Source organism: Streptomyces sp. NPDC047917 (assembly GCF_043204345.1).
GTDB classification, from domain to species: Bacteria; Actinomycetota; Actinomycetes; order Streptomycetales; family Streptomycetaceae; genus Streptomyces; species Streptomyces sanglieri.
In genome coordinates this window covers 447,641-462,275 of sequence record NZ_JBIDCA010000006.1, presented here as the reverse complement: position 1 = coordinate 462,275, position 14,635 = coordinate 447,641, and the positions used below count along the sequence as shown (strand labels likewise).

The window sequence follows — 14,635 nt, the reverse complement described above, 5'->3', positions numbered from 1 at the left end:
GGCGAGTTGGAAACCCGCTGGAGGGCGGCGGATGGTGGGACGGGCGTCCGGATCAGCTGTTGCGCGGCGGTCGTGAGCCCGCCGGGTGCCGCCGGTGGTGGTCAGGCGGCCCGGCCGAATCCGGCGGAGCCCGCCTTCGCCGGTGCCAGGCCGAAGATGTCCACGGCGTGGTAGTACGTCCATGCCGTGCTGTTGCACGCGGCGAGCTTCGCTCCGGAGTACGCGGCACACACGCGCTTGAGGTCCTCGTAGAACGCGGAGTCGATGCGTGACTTGTTGGCGGAGAAGATGCCGGCCGCCTTGTGGTTGCGGTAGCCGAAATCATGGCGGGCGCAGGCGTTCTGGAAGGGGAAGCCGAACGGGTTGTCGGGCGAACTGCTGCAGTAGTCCGTCGACCAGTCGAAGCCGTACGCGGCCCAGGCGCCCTGGTTGTTGCGGGCACTGTTCCAGGCGTTGTAGCTGGAGGCGCTCGTCTGGGTCCAGGAGCTGAGGACTTGGGGCTTGTCGGCGGGGGCGGCCGAGGCGGAGGTGGCAGGGAGCAGGGCGAGCGGGAGCGACAGGGCGACCGTGGCAAGCGGGACGATGAATCGGCGACGCATGAGCAACCTCCTGAGAAAAAAGGGGAGTTGGGCTGATCGTGCTCGCTCCTCGTGATCTCACGAGATCGCTTCAGCAGGATGCCACGCGCTTGTCGTGCCCGGGGTCCGTTCGGCGGATCAGGGCGTGGCGGTGCATCAGGGCCGGGCGGCGGCCGTGGGAGGGGGCCGCCGCCCCGCCAGGATTCACCGGCCCGCGGGAGCCGTGCCGATGACCACCGTGCGGGCCCACTCGGGCGGGGAGCCCGGAACGTGGTACGGATCGTCCTCGTCCCACGACCGGGGGAACAGACCCACCACCGTCCGGCAGGCCGGCTGCGTACTCGGCCAGGGGGTCTGACCGTCGGTCAGGACCACGACGACATCGGGCCTCGGTTGCGTCCGCAGGGCCCTGGCGAAGCCGGTGCGCAGATCCGTACCCCCGCCGCCCACCAGCGGGATCCCCTCGGCGCGGCACAACGGGTGCGCGACCCGGGCCGCCGCGTCGCACGGGAGGACGGTGATCAGGTCGCGACGGCCGCCGACGGCACGGGAGATCGCGGCGACCTCCAGGAGCGCGCTGCCCAGCTCGGTGTCACTGACCGACGCGGACGTGTCGATGACCACGCAGACCCGGGGCGGTCTGCGCCGCAGGCTCGGCAGAACGGCGCCGGGCACACCGGCCGAGCGCCGAGACGGGCGGCCGTACGTGTAGTCCTCGCCCGCGCCGGACCCGGAGGCGGCCGAACGGACCGCCGCACCCAGCAGATCCCGCCACGGCTGCGGCGGATGGAACGCCTCCTCCGCCCACCGCTGCCACCCCTTCGAGGCGTTCCCCGGGCGGCCGGTGATGCCCTGCGCCACCCTGAACCGGACCGCGTCCCGTTCCTGTTCGCTGAGGCCGTGCGCGCCGTCCGGCCCCAGGTCCCACTCCCGGTCGAGCCCGTCGGCGCCGCTGCCGCAGTCCAGCCAGGCCAGGTCCTGAGTGTGCGGCCCGAGCCGGAACTGGCGCAGGTAGTCCTCCATGAGCTGCCCCCGGGGGAGCCCCAGGGCGTCCGGATCCACGGCGCCCTCCGGCCGGACCAGTCCCTCGCCGAACACGTCGTCGTTGATCTCGCAGTCGGCGGCGATGTTCATCCGCAGCCGTTCCGCGGGGCCGGTCAGCCCCTGCTGCCGGGCGACCCGGTCGCCGCGCCCGTGATGGTCGCGCAGCAGGTGCGAGACCTCGTGCACCCACACCCCGGCCAGCTCCTCCACCGGGGTCCGGTCCACGAAGCCGGGCGAGACGTAGCACCGCCAGTGCCGGTCGACGGCCATCGTCAAAACCCGCCGGGACTCCACGACGCGCAGGGCGAACAGGGCCGTCGCCAGATAGGGGCGGGCCCGGACGGCCTGGAGGCGGGCGGCGAGGAGCTTGTCGAGGTCCAGCGCCCCCGGTGCGCCGGGTGTCATCGGCCGGCCTTCGCGGCCGCGGCGGCCCGGTCCGCGGTACGGGCCGCCGCCAGGTCGGCGCGTCGGGACAGGGACACCGCTCCGGCGAGCTGCTCGATCGACGCCGGAACGTCCCAGTCCTGCCGGCGCAGCGAGGCGAGCGTGGTCGCCGGGACGACCACCACGTCCGGGGTGCCGGTCTCCAGCGCCCGGACCAGGAGCGACCATGCCGCGTCCCAGCGGGACTTCTCCGGGCGGTTGCGGACGGCCGCCACCACGCCGTCGAGCACCGCCTGGCGCAGATCCCCCCGCTCGGGCAGTTCGGCGCCCGCCGGGTCGGCGAGCAGCGCCTCGGGGTCCGGCAGGTCCATCCGGTCCAGGCTCGCCAGCAGCTCCAGCCCCGGACCGTCCCCCACGGTGCCCCGGACCAGCAGGGAGAGCACATCCCGGGAGGAACCGGCGGCGGTCGCGAACGCGATGAGACACAGCGTCATGTCCCAGCTGCGGGGCGACGGCCAGGGACCGCCCCGGCGCGTCTCGCCGCTGGGCAGCCGGTGCACGAGCGTCGGCCGGGCGGAGAGGAGCCCGCACACCGCCCGGCGTGCGAAGTCCACGGCCTCCGGCAGCCGTTCGGGTTCGAGCCGGGGCAGTGTCGCCCGGGGCCAGGTCCCGGCGAGGCCGCGCACCACCACCTCGTGGTCGTGGGTCCACTGGAGATGCACGAACCGGTTGGCCAGCGGTGGACTCAGCTCCCAGCCGTCGGCCGCCGAGGAACGAGGATTGGCGGCGGCCACGATCCGCACCCCGGGCGGCAGTCGCAGGGCGCCGATCCGCCGCTCCAGCACGAGACGCAGGAGGGCGGCCTGAACGGCGGGCGGCGCGGTGGACAGCTCGTCCAGGAACAGCAGCCCCCGGCCCGCCCGTACCAGCCGCACCGCCCAGTCCGGCGGGGCCATCGGGACGCCCTGTTCCGCGGGGTCGTCCCCCAGGACGGGCAGCCCCGAGAAGTCGGACGGCTCATGGACGCTGGCGATGACCGTGGTCAGCGGGAGGTCCAGGGACACGGCGAGCTGCGTGAGCGCGGCGGTCTTGCCGATGCCGGGCTCGCCCCACAGGAGTACGGGCAGATCGGCGGCCACGGCCAGGGCCAGGGCCTCCAGCTGGATGTCGGGGCGGGGTTCGGTGGTGGTGTCGCGCAGCAGGGCCGTCAGTTCACCGGCGATGTCGAGCTGGGAGGCGTGGCCGGAGCGAGGGCCGGACGGGGCGGAAGGGGTGCGTGTGGGCATGTCTGAATCACCTGTGGGTTCGTGGTGAGGCGTAAGGCGTACGGGAGAAGTGCGGAATTCGGGTCAGCGACGGATCACGTGGCGCGGGTGCGAGCGACGGTCACGGGGCCGGCTGCGGTACGGGTGGAGGCGGTCCGGCCCTTCGACCAGGCCCGCCCGGAACAGCCCGTAGGTGATCCGCCGCCGCGCCGCCGCCTCCAGCTCGTCCCGCAGTTCGCCGCTGCGCAGCAGCGCGCCGGGGCCCAGCAGACCCTCGACGACGGCCAGCGCACCGGCGATGTCGCCGTGGTCGAGGCGTTCGCGTACACCGGTGAGGCAGTCCGGGCGGCGGTGCGCCTCGTCGATGGCCTGGAGGCAGGGGAGGGGAGTGCCGGTCAGTGCGACCAGCAGCTCCTCCCGGCGGATCTCGGCGGGGTCGTGGTCCAGCGGGGCCAGTACCCCGTCGACCGGACCGATCCGGTGTTGGGCTCCCCGGCAGTCCACGAGGCGTGGCTGCCCCACCGGGCTCGGAGGCCGGGCCGGAGCGACCGCCGTGTGATCCGGCACCAGGGCCGCGAGGACCAGCGGGTGCAGCCGCCCGGCCTCGATCGACCCGGTACGGAGCAGGTCGAGGTCGGGCAGCACCCAGGTCGCCGCGTCGGGCAGTACCGGCAGCGCGGAGGCACCGCCGTCCGCGGCCGTGGTCGCCGCGGCGATCCGCAGCACGGGCGGCCCGGGGCCGTCCCCCTCCGCCACCAGGTCCAGGAGCAGCCGGCGCCGGGCCCCGAACCGCACGGCGACGGTCCCGGCGGACCGTCCCTCGGCCCGGAGCAGGATCCCCGCCTCGTCCGCCCACCGGTCGACGGCGCAGCTGTACCCGGACGGCACCGCCTCCGGCACCTGCGGCGGTATCGCGGGGCGGTCGCCGGAGGACGGCGGACCGGTCGCCCCGGACCGGATCCGCAGCTCACCGGCCCTGCGCGCGTCCCACAGATGGCGGTGCAGATCGAGGCGGAACCGAGGGTTCGGGCGGTGGTGCGGATGGCGGCGGGCCTCGGTGCCGGAGTCCGACCCGTCCCACAGCGCGAGCCCGATCCGCTGCCCGGCATCCGCCCAGGCGGGCGGAGTCCGTACCACCAGACGCACCGGACGCACACCGCCGGGCCCCTCGGCGTCGTACCGGGCCAGCGTGATCGTCAGGCCCGGCCGCAGCAGCCCACGGGGAGCGATCCGAGGCAGATGCCAGCGCAGCAGGTCAGGAGCCAGATGGCGGAGGTCGTCCCGGATCCGGGACGCGAGTTCGCGGCCGTGGGCGCGCGCCACGGAGCGGAGGCCGAGATCGACATCGACACCCGCGGCGGCGCATGCCCCAGCCCAGTCGCCGACCTGGCGGCGGGCGGTCGCGGTCTCGATCATGGAGGGCGGCACGGCGAACTCTCGCACGCGCGCCCAGAAGGAAAGGCGGGAATCCCTGTTCGCGTCCTGAGTGAGCATCAGCACTCACCTTGCGCGGACGGGGCCCCCAATCTGCTAACAGAGTGAGTTGTCATCGCCGGGCAGCGTAGCTCCCGCTGCCCCGATCCGCCAGGTGTTTCGGTCCGGACCGATCTTCGTTGTGAATTATGTGCATGCTTCAATGTTTGTGCGGGTGGGAGCGGATTGCTGAGTTTCGGGGGCAGGGGCAGGACGGCATGTCTGAATCGGATCGCCGGCTGGTGCAGACCGCGGTCATCGGGAGCGCCTCGTCGGGCCTGGGCATCGTGCTGCCGCAGGAGGCCGACGAGCTCCGGCGGCTGCGCCGGCGTCATCCGGCGTACACGTACTGGTGCGGCACCCAGCTCGGGGGCTGCGGCGGCAAGCTGTCCGACCGGCTCTATGTGGACAAGGTCTGCCACTTCGCCCACGCGCCGAACGCCTCCTGCCATCGCCGTGCCAACGGCGCGGACAGCGCGGACCATCTCTTCGTCAAGCAGGACCTCGCCCTCTGGGCCCGCGGCAGCGGTATCGACGCACGGGCCGTGCTGCGTGATCTGGGCTCGGGCCCGGGGGACGCCGTCGACCTCCGGGTCCGTGACAGCCGGCAGCGGGTGCGGTTCCAGTTCCGGAGGCTGTCGCACCCCGAATGGCGTTCGGCGTGTGAGGAGTCGGCACGCGACGCGGCAGGCCTGGACTGGGTCTTCGGGCCGGGGTCCGCGCACCCGGAGACCGTGGCGGAGATGTACGCGGCGAACGGCTGGGTGCTGCGCTTCCGCTGCGAGACGCAGGGGGTGGCGCGGCGCATCCGGATCAGGGCGGAGGAAGCGCGGCGCAGTACCGACTGGGTGCCGCTCGACGCCTGCGCGATGACGCCCGAGGGGTTGCGGGTCCCAGGTATGCGGGGTCTGGGGCGTGCGAGCCGTCGCCCCGCCGTGGAGGCGTCCCCGGTTCCTCCGGTGGCCGCTCCCGGTCCGCCGCCCGCCACCGGGGCGGACCGCCGGCCCGGGCGGCGCACCAGCCCGTTGGTGCGGAAGGTCCAGCGCCTGGTGGACGAGCTGAACGTGCTCGCGGCGCCGGCGGACGCCGACGTACGGACGAAGGCCGAGCGGATGGACCGTGAGGCCGCGTCGTGGATCGAGCGGTACGGGCGGCTGACGGGCCCGGACTTCTGGTCCGGCAAGGCCACCAAGGTCGCGGGCCAGGGGGACGAACTCGCCCGCAGGCTGGAGAAGCTGGCGGGGACGCTGAGATGACGGGCCCGGCCCGGACGGTGTGAGAGCGGCCGCCGCCCCATGCGGGAGGGCGGCCGTTTCCACGCGCGGAAGGGGACGGGCCGGGACGGTCAGGAGAGCGGCGTCGAGCCGAACGGCGGCCGCTCGCCGCTGAGTTCCTCCGGGCTGCGGCGGGCGGCGACCAGGAGGGTGATGGCCGTGCCCACCACCGCCCATGCGGACAGCACCAGCAGGGAGCCGGTGACCGCGTTGCCCCTGAAGTAGGCGATCGAGCGGGCCACCCAGGTGCCCGCCCCGGGCGGCAGCGCGGGGCCGATCGCCCGCCAGAAGTCCGGGAGCATCGGCAGCGGGTAGGCGCCGCCGGCGCTCGGGTTGCCCGCGATCACCACGATCAGGACGGCCAGGCCGATGCCGACGATGCCGGTGAGGGCCTGGAGGGCGAGGGTGATCATGCCGACCGCGAAGACGGTCAGCGCGCCCAGGCCGGACAGGCCCCAGAAGCTTCCGGGCAGGGCGCCGAGGATCGGGCCGATGATGATCGCGCCGCCGATCCCGCCCACGATCGAGTACAGCGCCATGACGCCGGTCCGGATCACCGCGCGCCGGCGGTTGGCGGGCTTGGCGCCCGCGCTGATCGCCAGGATCGAGGCGCAGAGGTAGCCGCCGACGCACCAGCCCACGACCAGGTAGAACGACGAGATCCCGTTGAAGTCCTGGCCGGAGGCCGGGGCCAGGTCCACGGTCCGCACCGTGCGCTGCCGGGTCCGGTCGACCTCCGTGAGGATCTTGGTCAGGGTGGTGGCCATCGAGGTGCCGCCGCCGGAGGCGACCAGCACGGTGTCGGTCGTGCCCCTGGGGTCGACCAGCAGGGCGCCGTCGATCCTGCGGTCGAGGACCTGCTCGCGGGCGGTGGCCGCGTCGGCGACCTCGCGGGGGTCCAGCGGGCCGCCGGGAAGATTCTTCAGCTCGGTGAGGAGCTGTGCGGAGATCTGCCGCGGTGCGACGACGCCGAAGGGTACATCGGTCGGCTTCGGTTTGTGCAGCGCCCCGACGTAGGACGCGATGAACAGCAGCTGCAGTCCGAGCACACCGATGACGAGCAGTGCGGCCCGTGGAGTGACGGCGTTCTTCACCTCGTCAGCGAAAGTCATGCCCCCACGCTCCGGGGCGCCGGTAGTTCGTGCAGGCGGGGCAGGGCCGAATGGCTGACCGGGCGCCTCGCGGGTCGCGGGTCCGGGAGCCGGAGAGGTTCCGGACACGGGGTATCGCACGAATGTTCGAAACTTGGTCTATGGTGGAGCGGAGGGGGTGGTGAGTACGGAACGGTCCAGGAGGTGCAGATGCCAGGGTTCACGCATCTGCATACCGTTTCCGGGTTCTCCCTGCGGTACGGGGCCTCGCACCCGGAGCGGCTGGCGGAGCGCGCCGCCGAGCGGGGAATGGACGCGCTGGCGCTGACCGACCGGGACACCCTCGCGGGTGCGGTCCGCTTCGCCAGGGCCTGCGAGAAGGCCGGGATACGGCCGCTCTTCGGGGTGGAGCTCGCGGTGGGGCCCGCGACGGCGGAGCGCCCGGGAAGCGGCGCGCCCGCGCGGCGGCCGCGGACCCCGGTCCGCGGCGGCGCCTTCATCGACGAATCCGCGCCCCGGGTCACCTTTCTCGCCCGGGACGGCGCCCGGGGCTGGGCGGAGCTGTGCCGTCTCGTCACCGCCGCCCACGCCCCCGCGCCCGACGGTGCGGGGCGGCCCCTGGTCGGCCGGGCCGACCTGCCCGCCCAAGGGCTCACCGTGCTGCTCGGCCCCGCCTCCGACGTCGGCAGGGCGCTGGCCGCCGGCCGCCCGGACCGGGCCGCGGCACTGCTCGCCGGCTGGCGGGAGATCTACGGCGACGACCTGCGCCTCGAAGCCGTCCACCACGGGCGTGAAGGCACCGGACCCGGCTCGCTGCGGCTCGCTGCCCGTACCGTCGGCCTCGCCGCCGAGCAGGGGGTGCGGGCCGTGCTGACCAACGCCGTACGGTACGCCGACGCCGGGCAGGGCCCGGTCGCCGATGTGCTGGACGCGGCCCGCCGGCTGGTCCCCGTCGACCCCCGCCGGGCCCCGCTCGACAGCGGGGAGCGCTGGCTGAAGGACGCCCGCGCGATGGCCCGGACCGCCGGGCGGATCGCCTCCGCCGCCGGTCTGGGCGAGGACGCCGGGGCGCGGCTGCTCGGGGAGACCCGGCGCACCGCCGACGCCTGCGTCGTCGACCCCGAGGACCACCTCGGTCTCGGTTCGGTCCACTTCCCCGAACCGGAACTCGTCGGCGCCGGGCGGCGCACCGCCCAGCGGGTGCTGGCCTCCCGTGCCGCCGCCGGCATGGTGCTGCGCGGCTACGACCGCAGGCGCGACTACTGGGAGCGGATGCACCAGGAACTGGACGTCATCGCGTACCACGGCTTCGCCTCCTACTTCCTGACGGTCGCCCAAGTGGTGGACGACGCAAGGGGGATGAAGGTGCGGGTCGCCGCCCGGGGCTCCGGTGCGGGATCTCTGGTCAACCATCTCCTCGGGATCGCACACGCCGATCCGGTCGAGCACGGGCTGCTGATGGAACGCTTCCTCTCCAGGCGCCGCTTCGTGCTGCCGGACATCGACATCGACGTGGAGTCCGCCCGCAGGCTCGACGTCTACCGCGCGATCATCGACCGCTTCGGCACCGAGCGGGTCGCGACCGTCGCCATGCCGGAGACCTACCGGGTGCGCCACGCCATCCGGGACGTGGGCGCCGCGCTCTCCATGGACCCGGCCGAGACCGACCGGCTCGCCAAGGCCTTCCCGCACATCCGGGCCCGCGACGCCCGCGCGGCCATGGAAGAACTGCCCGAACTGCGCGAAGTGGCACGGGAGAAGGACCGGTACGGACGGCTCTGGGAGCTGGTGGAGGCGCTGGACGCACTGCCGCGCGGCATCGCCATGCACCCGTGCGGGGTGCTCCTGTCGGACGCCACGCTGCTGCGCCGGGTGCCCACCGTGCCCACCAGTGGCGACGGCTTCCCGATGGTGCAGTTCGACAAGGAGGACGTGGAGGACCTGGGTCTGCTCAAGCTCGATGTGCTGGGTGTGCGGATGCAGTCGGCGATGGCGCACGCGGTCGCGGAGATCGGACGGGCCTCGGGGCGGGCCGTGGACCTGGACGCCGTGGAGCCGGACGACCCGGAGACGTACCGGATGATCAGGAGCGCCGAGACGCTGGGCTGCTTCCAGATCGAGTCGCCGGGCCAGCGCGACCTGGTCGGCAGGCTCCAGCCGGCCGGCTTCCACGATCTGGTGGTCGACATCTCGCTGTTCCGCCCCGGACCGGTCGCCGCCGACATGGTGCGGCCATTCATCGAGGCCCGGCACGGCCGGGCCCCCGTGCGCTACCCGCACCCCGATCTGGAAGGGCCGCTGCGCGAGACGTACGGGGTGGTCGTCTTCCACGAGCAGATCATCGAGATGGTCGACATCATGACCGGCTGCGGCCGGGACGAGGCCGACCGGGTGCGGCGCGGGCTCTCCGACCCCGAATCGCAGGACCGGATCAGGACGTGGTTCGCGCTGCGGGCGACGGAGAAGGGATACGACGCCGAAGTGACGGCCCGCACCTGGGAGATCATCGAGGCGTTCGGCAGCTACGGCTTCTGCAAGGCGCACGCGGTCGCCTTCGCCGTACCGACGTACCAGTCGGCCTGGCTCAAGGCGCACCACCCGGCGGCCTTCTACGCCGGGCTGCTCACCCATGACCCCGGGATGTACCCGAAGCGGCTGCTGCTCGCGGACGCGCGGCGGCGGGGGGTGCCGGTGCTGGGACTGGACGTGAACCGGTCGGCGGCCACCCATCGAATCGAACTGGTGTCCGATGATGAGGGCGGGGAGGGTGTCTGGGGGGTGCGGCTCGCGCTCTCGGACGTCCACGGCATCGGCGCGGCCGAGGTCGCCCGGATCGAGGCCGGACAGCCCTACACCTCGCTGCTCGACTTCTGGCAGCGCGCCAGGCCGGGCAGGCCGGCCGCCGAACGGCTGGCCCGGGTGGGCGCGTTGGACGCGTTCGGCGGCAACCGGCGCGATCTGCTGCTGCACCTGTCCGAACTGCACCGCGCCCAGCGGGGCGCGGGCCCCGGCGGCGGACCGGGCGCGCAGCTGCCGCTCGGCGGCGGACACCGGACCGGCTCCATCGGCCTGCCCGACCTGGACGAGGCGGAACGCCTCAGCGCCGAGCTGGGCGTCCTGAGCATGGATGTCTCCCGCCACCTGATGGACGATCACCACGCCTTCCTGAAGGAGCTCGGCACGGTCTCCGCCAAGCGGCTGCGCGAGGCACGGCACGGGGACACCGTGCTGGTCGCGGGCGCCAAGGCGGCCACCCAGACCCCACCGGTCCGCTCCGGCCGCCGGGTCGTCTTCACCACCCTGGACGACGGCACGGGCCTGGTCGACCTGGCCTTCTTCGACGACAGCCACGCCGCCTGCGCGCACACCGTCTTCCACTCCTGGCTGCTGCTGGTGCGCGGAGTGGTGCAGCGACGCGGCCCGCGGAGCCTGAGCGTGGTCGGCGCGGCGGCCTGGAACCTGGCGGAGCTGGCCGAGCTGCGGCGTACCGGCGGACTCGACGCGGTCGCGGACCGGCTGGCGCGCGAGCCCTCGGCCGGAGAGGCCGGAGAGGCCGGAGAGGCCGGAGAGGGCAGAGAGGGCAGAGAGGGCAGAGAGGGCGAGAAGGGCGGTCCCGCCGGCAACGGCCGTCGCATCCAGCTGCCCACCGGATACGAGATGAACCCCTGGTCCGATCTCCAGCCGCCCGGCGAAGGCGTCGCCACCGGCAGGAAGCTGTGGCACCAGAGCCCGGGGAGCGCGGGATGAGCACCGCACCGGAGCCCGGGGACCGCGGAACGAGCACCGCACCCAAGGTGCCGGGCATCCTGTCCCTGCGGTTCCGCAAGGTCGGCGGCGGCCTCCCGGACAGCGCCGGTTTCGAGGGGCTGCTCGCCCTGCTCGGCGCGCTCACCCCGGTGGTCGAGGCGGCCCCGCCCGACGGGGCGCTCGCCGATGTGCGCGGCGCGCTGCGCTACTTCGGGCTGGACGTGCGGGGGCTGGCCTCGGTGATCCGGATCCGCGCGCTCGCCCTGCACGGCGTGGACTGCGCCGTCGGGGCGGCGGAGAACCCGATGCTGGCCAGGATGGCGGCCCGCCGGGCCGCGCCCGGGACGACCTTCGTGGTGCCCGGGGGCGGGGCGGCGGAGTTCCTCGCGGACCGGCCGGCCGCGGCACTGGACGGCGTCGGCGCGGCGACGGCCCGCACCCTGTGCGCGTACGGGCTCGACTCCGTCGGCCGGATCGCGGCCGCCCCGCTCGGCACCCTCCAGCGGATCACCGGCGTACGGACCGGGCGCGAACTGTGGGAGCGGGCACACGGCATCGACCGCACGGCGGTCCTGCCGGGCGCCGCGGCCCGGTCGATCGCCGCCGAACGGTCCTTCCCCCGCGACGAGCTGGACCGGGAACGGCAGCGCCGCGCGCTCATGTCGCTCACCGAGGAGCTGGGGGCCAGGATGCGAGGGGACGGGCAGGTCTGCCGCGGCCTCGCGGTCGGCGTGCGCTATGCCGACCGGACCGGATACTCGACGCTGACCCGCAGCCGTACGCTCCGGGAACCCACCGCCCACTCCGCGGCGCTCACCGCGCTCGCGTACCGGATCCACGACTCGTTCGCCCTGCAACGGGCCCGGGTGCGGGGGATCACGCTGCGCGCGGAGGGACTGATGGACGGTGAGCGGGCCGCGCACCAGCTGTCGTTCGACCCGGTGGACGAGCGGGCGCGGCGGATCGAGGCGGTGGCGGACCGGCTGCGGGACAGGTTCGGCCCCCGGGCCGTGATGCCGGGGCGGCTCGCGGCCTGATCGCCCCCTCGGGTTCGCCCGATCGACGGATCATCACTTTTTACCGACGCGTAACTTCCCAGGCCACCTTACTCACGCGTAATTTGGCCCGGGAACACGGATGAATCAGCAGTCAGAACTGTGGTCCGGGCCGCAGGGTGTACAGACATCGCAACTCCCTTGAGCCGCAAGGAGACCACACGATGCTGCCCTGGACACGTGCGTCGCGCACCCCACGCGCGCGGAGAACCCTCGCCGCACTGCTCCTCGCCGTCGCCGCAGCCGCCACCCCCACGGCCGCTGCCGCTGCAGCCGCCCCCACAGCCGCGACAGCCACCTCCCGTGGCTGGAACGACTACTCCTGCAAGCCCTCCGCAGCCCATCCCCGCCCCGTCGTCCTGGTCCACGGAACCTTCGGGAACTCGATCGACAACTGGCTGGTCCTCGCCCCATACCTGGTCAACCGGGGCTACTGCGTCTACTCGCTCGACTACGGGCAGCTGCCCGGTGTGCCGCTCTTCAACGGACTCGGCCCGGTCGACAAGTCCGCCGGACAGCTCTCCGCGTTCGTCGACAAGGTGCTCGCCGCCACCGGAGCGGCCAAGGCCGACCTCGTGGGCCACTCCCAGGGCGGCATGATGCCGAACTACTACCTGAAGTTCCTCGGCGGGGCCGCCAAGGTGAACGCCATGATCGGGCTCGCGCCCGACAACCACGGCACCACCCTGCTCGGCCTGACGAAGCTGCTGCCGTACTTCCCCGGGGCCGAGGACCTGCTGAACGCCCACACCCCCGGTCTCGCCGACCAGGTGGCGGGCTCCCCGTTCATCACCGAGCTCAACTCGCTCCCCGACACCGTGCCCGGCGTGCACTACACCGTCATCGCGACCAGGTACGACGAGGTCGTGACCCCGTACCGCACACAGTTCCTGGACGGGCCGGACGTACGCAACGTCCTGCTCCAGGACCTGTGCCCGGTCGACTTCTCCGAGCACGTGGCGATCGGCACCGTCGACCGGATCGCCTACCACGAGGTGGCGAACTCCCTGGACCCGGCGCACGCCACTCCCACCACCTGCGCCTCGGCCGTCGGATAGCACGGACACGCAGGCAGTCGCGGTACGAGGGGTCCGGGCGTGCGGGCCGACGGATCCCTCGTACCGCCGTCGGCGGCGGCTGGCACGATCTACCCATGACGACGATCGACTGGGACTCCGCCGCCGACTCCTTCGACGAGGAGCCCGACCACGGGCTGCTCGACCCGGTGGTCCGGCACGCCTGGGCGCAGCGGCTGGAGAGCTGGCTGCCCGACGGGCGTTCCGAGGTGCTCGACCTGGGGTGCGGTACCGGGAGCCTGGCCCTCCTCGTCGCCGGGCAGGGCCACCGGGTCACCGCCGTCGACCGCTCCCCGCGCATGGTGGAGCAGGCCCGGACCAAGCTCGCCGGGACGGGCACCGCCCTCCTGCTCGGGGACGCGGCCCGGCCACCGGTCGGCAATCAGCGGTTCGACGTGATCATGGTCAGGCACGTCGTGTGGCTGCTGCCCGACCCTGCTGCGGCCCTGCGCCACTGGTTCACCCTGCTGCGGCCCGGCGGCCGGCTGATCCTGGTCGAGGGCGTCTGGAACGGTGTCGGCCTCCCCGCCGGGCAATTGACCGGACTGCTCTCGGAGTTCACCGAACGCGTCCACCACGAGCGGCTCTCCGACGATCCGGACCTGTGGGGCAGGCGGGTCGACGACGAGCGCTACGCCCTGGTGGCCCGCGCCGAGCCGCCGCACCGGCACACCGAGGTCGTCGACGTCCACCTGATCCTCCGCCGGGGCCCCGAGGTCCTGCTCGCCCGCCGGGCCGGCACGGGTTACGCGGACGGCCTGTTCAACGGCCCGTCCGGACACGTCGAGGACGGCGAGGACGTCCGCGAGGCGATGATCCGCGAGGCGGCCGAGGAGATCGGCGTCGAACTGGGGCCGGACGAGCTGCGGGTCGCCCTGGTCATGCAGCACCGCGGCCCCGGCGGCAGCCCCAGGACGGGCTGGTTCTTCGAGGCGGAGTACGACCCGGACCGTCCGCCGTACAACCGCGAACCCGACAAGTGCTCCGAGCTGGCCTGGTTCCCGCTGGACGCCCTCCCGGACGATGTCGTCGCCTACTGCCGGGCGGGGATCGAGGGCTACCGGGCGGGGGAGCACTTCCTGATCCACTGGCACGAGGACGGCGACACCGTGGCGTACGAGCCGGACGGCGTCCGCCGCGCCGTTCCGCTGCCCGCCGCCCGGTCCGGCACCGGCGAGGTGCACCACATCGAGCTGTGGGTGCCCGATCTGGCGGTGGCCGAGCAGGGGTGGGGCTGGCTCCTCGGCGAGCTGGGCCATGTCCCGTACCAGCGCTGGGAGCACGGGCGGAGCTGGCGGCGCGGCGACAGCTATGTCGTGGTCGAGCAGTCGCCTGATCTGGCCCCGGGCCCGCACGACCGGCACCGCCCCGGGCTCAACCACCTCGCGTTCCACGTCCGCGACCGGGCCACCCTCGACGCCCTGGTGGAAAGGGCCCCGGAACACGGCTGGCGGCCGCTCTTCGCGGACCGCTACCCGCACGCGGGCGGCGAGGGGCACATCGCCGCCTACCTGGAGGACGCCGCGGGGTACGAGGTGGAGCTGGTCGCCGGATTCCACCAGCCGCGCCCGGCCCCTCGGGAACCGGCGCCGTACACCGATGTGTGGGCGCGGCCCCGGGACTGACGAGCCCGTGGGTCCTTCGGCCG

At 73.7% G+C, this 14,635-nt stretch carries 10 protein-coding genes; 5 read left to right on the top strand and 5 right to left on the bottom strand.

Translation table 11 applies throughout. From position 1 onward, the window contains the following. Positions 1-101 precede the first annotated feature (101 nt). From ACGF8B_RS17375 to ACGF8B_RS17360, 4 genes are all read right to left on the bottom strand, one after another. Complete coding sequence (locus ACGF8B_RS17375) at positions 102-599, bottom strand: phospholipase (RefSeq protein ID WP_392739178.1); 498 nt, start codon at positions 597-599, stop codon at positions 102-104. Between the two features lie 183 nt (positions 600-782). After that, on the bottom strand, positions 783-2,027 hold the full coding sequence (locus tag ACGF8B_RS17370) for a VWA-like domain-containing protein (RefSeq protein WP_392739176.1): 1,245 nt from the start codon (positions 2,025-2,027) through the stop codon (positions 783-785). After that, complete coding sequence (locus ACGF8B_RS17365) at positions 2,024-3,292, bottom strand: AAA family ATPase (RefSeq protein ID WP_392739175.1); 1,269 nt, start codon at positions 3,290-3,292, stop codon at positions 2,024-2,026. The genes ACGF8B_RS17370 and ACGF8B_RS17365 overlap by 4 nt, the downstream gene beginning before the upstream one ends. A gap of 63 nt (positions 3,293-3,355) precedes the next feature. Further along, on the bottom strand, positions 3,356-4,765 hold the full coding sequence (locus ACGF8B_RS17360) for a hypothetical protein (protein ID WP_392739173.1): 1,410 nt from the start codon (positions 4,763-4,765) through the stop codon (positions 3,356-3,358). 197 nt (positions 4,766-4,962) lie between these two features. On the opposite strand from ACGF8B_RS17360, the gene ACGF8B_RS17355 reads away from it, so the two are divergent. Beyond that, positions 4,963-6,000: a hypothetical protein gene (locus tag ACGF8B_RS17355; RefSeq protein ID WP_392739171.1), complete on the top strand. Its 1,038-nt coding sequence runs from the start codon at positions 4,963-4,965 to the stop codon at positions 5,998-6,000. An 89-nt stretch (positions 6,001-6,089) separates the two neighbouring features. Here the strand turns inward: ACGF8B_RS17355 and ACGF8B_RS17350 are convergent, their stop codons facing one another. Next, complete coding sequence (locus ACGF8B_RS17350; RefSeq protein WP_392739170.1) at positions 6,090-7,130, bottom strand: DUF3533 domain-containing protein; 1,041 nt, start codon at positions 7,128-7,130, stop codon at positions 6,090-6,092. A gap of 189 nt (positions 7,131-7,319) precedes the next feature. Here ACGF8B_RS17350 and ACGF8B_RS17345 point away from each other — a divergent pair, with 189 nt between their 5' ends. The 4 genes from ACGF8B_RS17345 (at position 7,320) to ACGF8B_RS17330 (ending at position 14,612) form a co-directional block, all read left to right on the top strand. Further along, positions 7,320-10,856, top strand: coding sequence for a DNA polymerase III subunit alpha (locus ACGF8B_RS17345; protein ID WP_392739168.1), 3,537 nt, complete (start codon positions 7,320-7,322; stop codon positions 10,854-10,856). Next, entirely contained in the window at positions 10,853-11,893 is a 1,041-nt protein-coding gene (locus tag ACGF8B_RS17340) for a hypothetical protein (protein WP_392739167.1), read from the top strand. Before ACGF8B_RS17345 ends, ACGF8B_RS17340 begins: the two co-directional genes overlap by 4 nt. A 182-nt stretch (positions 11,894-12,075) precedes the next feature. After that, complete coding sequence (locus tag ACGF8B_RS17335) at positions 12,076-12,969, top strand: esterase/lipase family protein (RefSeq protein ID WP_392739165.1); 894 nt, start codon at positions 12,076-12,078, stop codon at positions 12,967-12,969. A gap of 95 nt (positions 12,970-13,064) precedes the next feature. Beyond that, entirely contained in the window at positions 13,065-14,612 is a 1,548-nt protein-coding gene (locus tag ACGF8B_RS17330; RefSeq protein WP_392739163.1) for a methyltransferase domain-containing protein, read from the top strand. Positions 14,613-14,635 lie beyond the last annotated feature (23 nt).

Coding starts and splice junctions, on each gene's coding strand:
- ACGF8B_RS17375 (WP_392739178.1), bottom strand. CDS start 599: ATGCGTCGCCGATTCATCGTCCCGCTTGCCACGGTCGCCCTGTCGCTC.
- ACGF8B_RS17370 (WP_392739176.1), bottom strand. CDS start 2,027: ATGACACCCGGCGCACCGGGGGCGCTGGACCTCGACAAGCTCCTCGCC.
- ACGF8B_RS17365 (WP_392739175.1), bottom strand. CDS start 3,292: ATGCCCACACGCACCCCTTCCGCCCCGTCCGGCCCTCGCTCCGGCCAC.
- ACGF8B_RS17360 (WP_392739173.1), bottom strand. CDS start 4,765: ATGCTCACTCAGGACGCGAACAGGGATTCCCGCCTTTCCTTCTGGGCG.
- ACGF8B_RS17355 (WP_392739171.1), top strand. CDS start 4,963: ATGTCTGAATCGGATCGCCGGCTGGTGCAGACCGCGGTCATCGGGAGC.
- ACGF8B_RS17350 (WP_392739170.1), bottom strand. CDS start 7,130: ATGACTTTCGCTGACGAGGTGAAGAACGCCGTCACTCCACGGGCCGCA.
- ACGF8B_RS17345 (WP_392739168.1), top strand. CDS start 7,320: ATGCCAGGGTTCACGCATCTGCATACCGTTTCCGGGTTCTCCCTGCGG.
- ACGF8B_RS17340 (WP_392739167.1), top strand. CDS start 10,853: ATGAGCACCGCACCGGAGCCCGGGGACCGCGGAACGAGCACCGCACCC.
- ACGF8B_RS17335 (WP_392739165.1), top strand. CDS start 12,076: ATGCTGCCCTGGACACGTGCGTCGCGCACCCCACGCGCGCGGAGAACC.
- ACGF8B_RS17330 (WP_392739163.1), top strand. CDS start 13,065: ATGACGACGATCGACTGGGACTCCGCCGCCGACTCCTTCGACGAGGAG.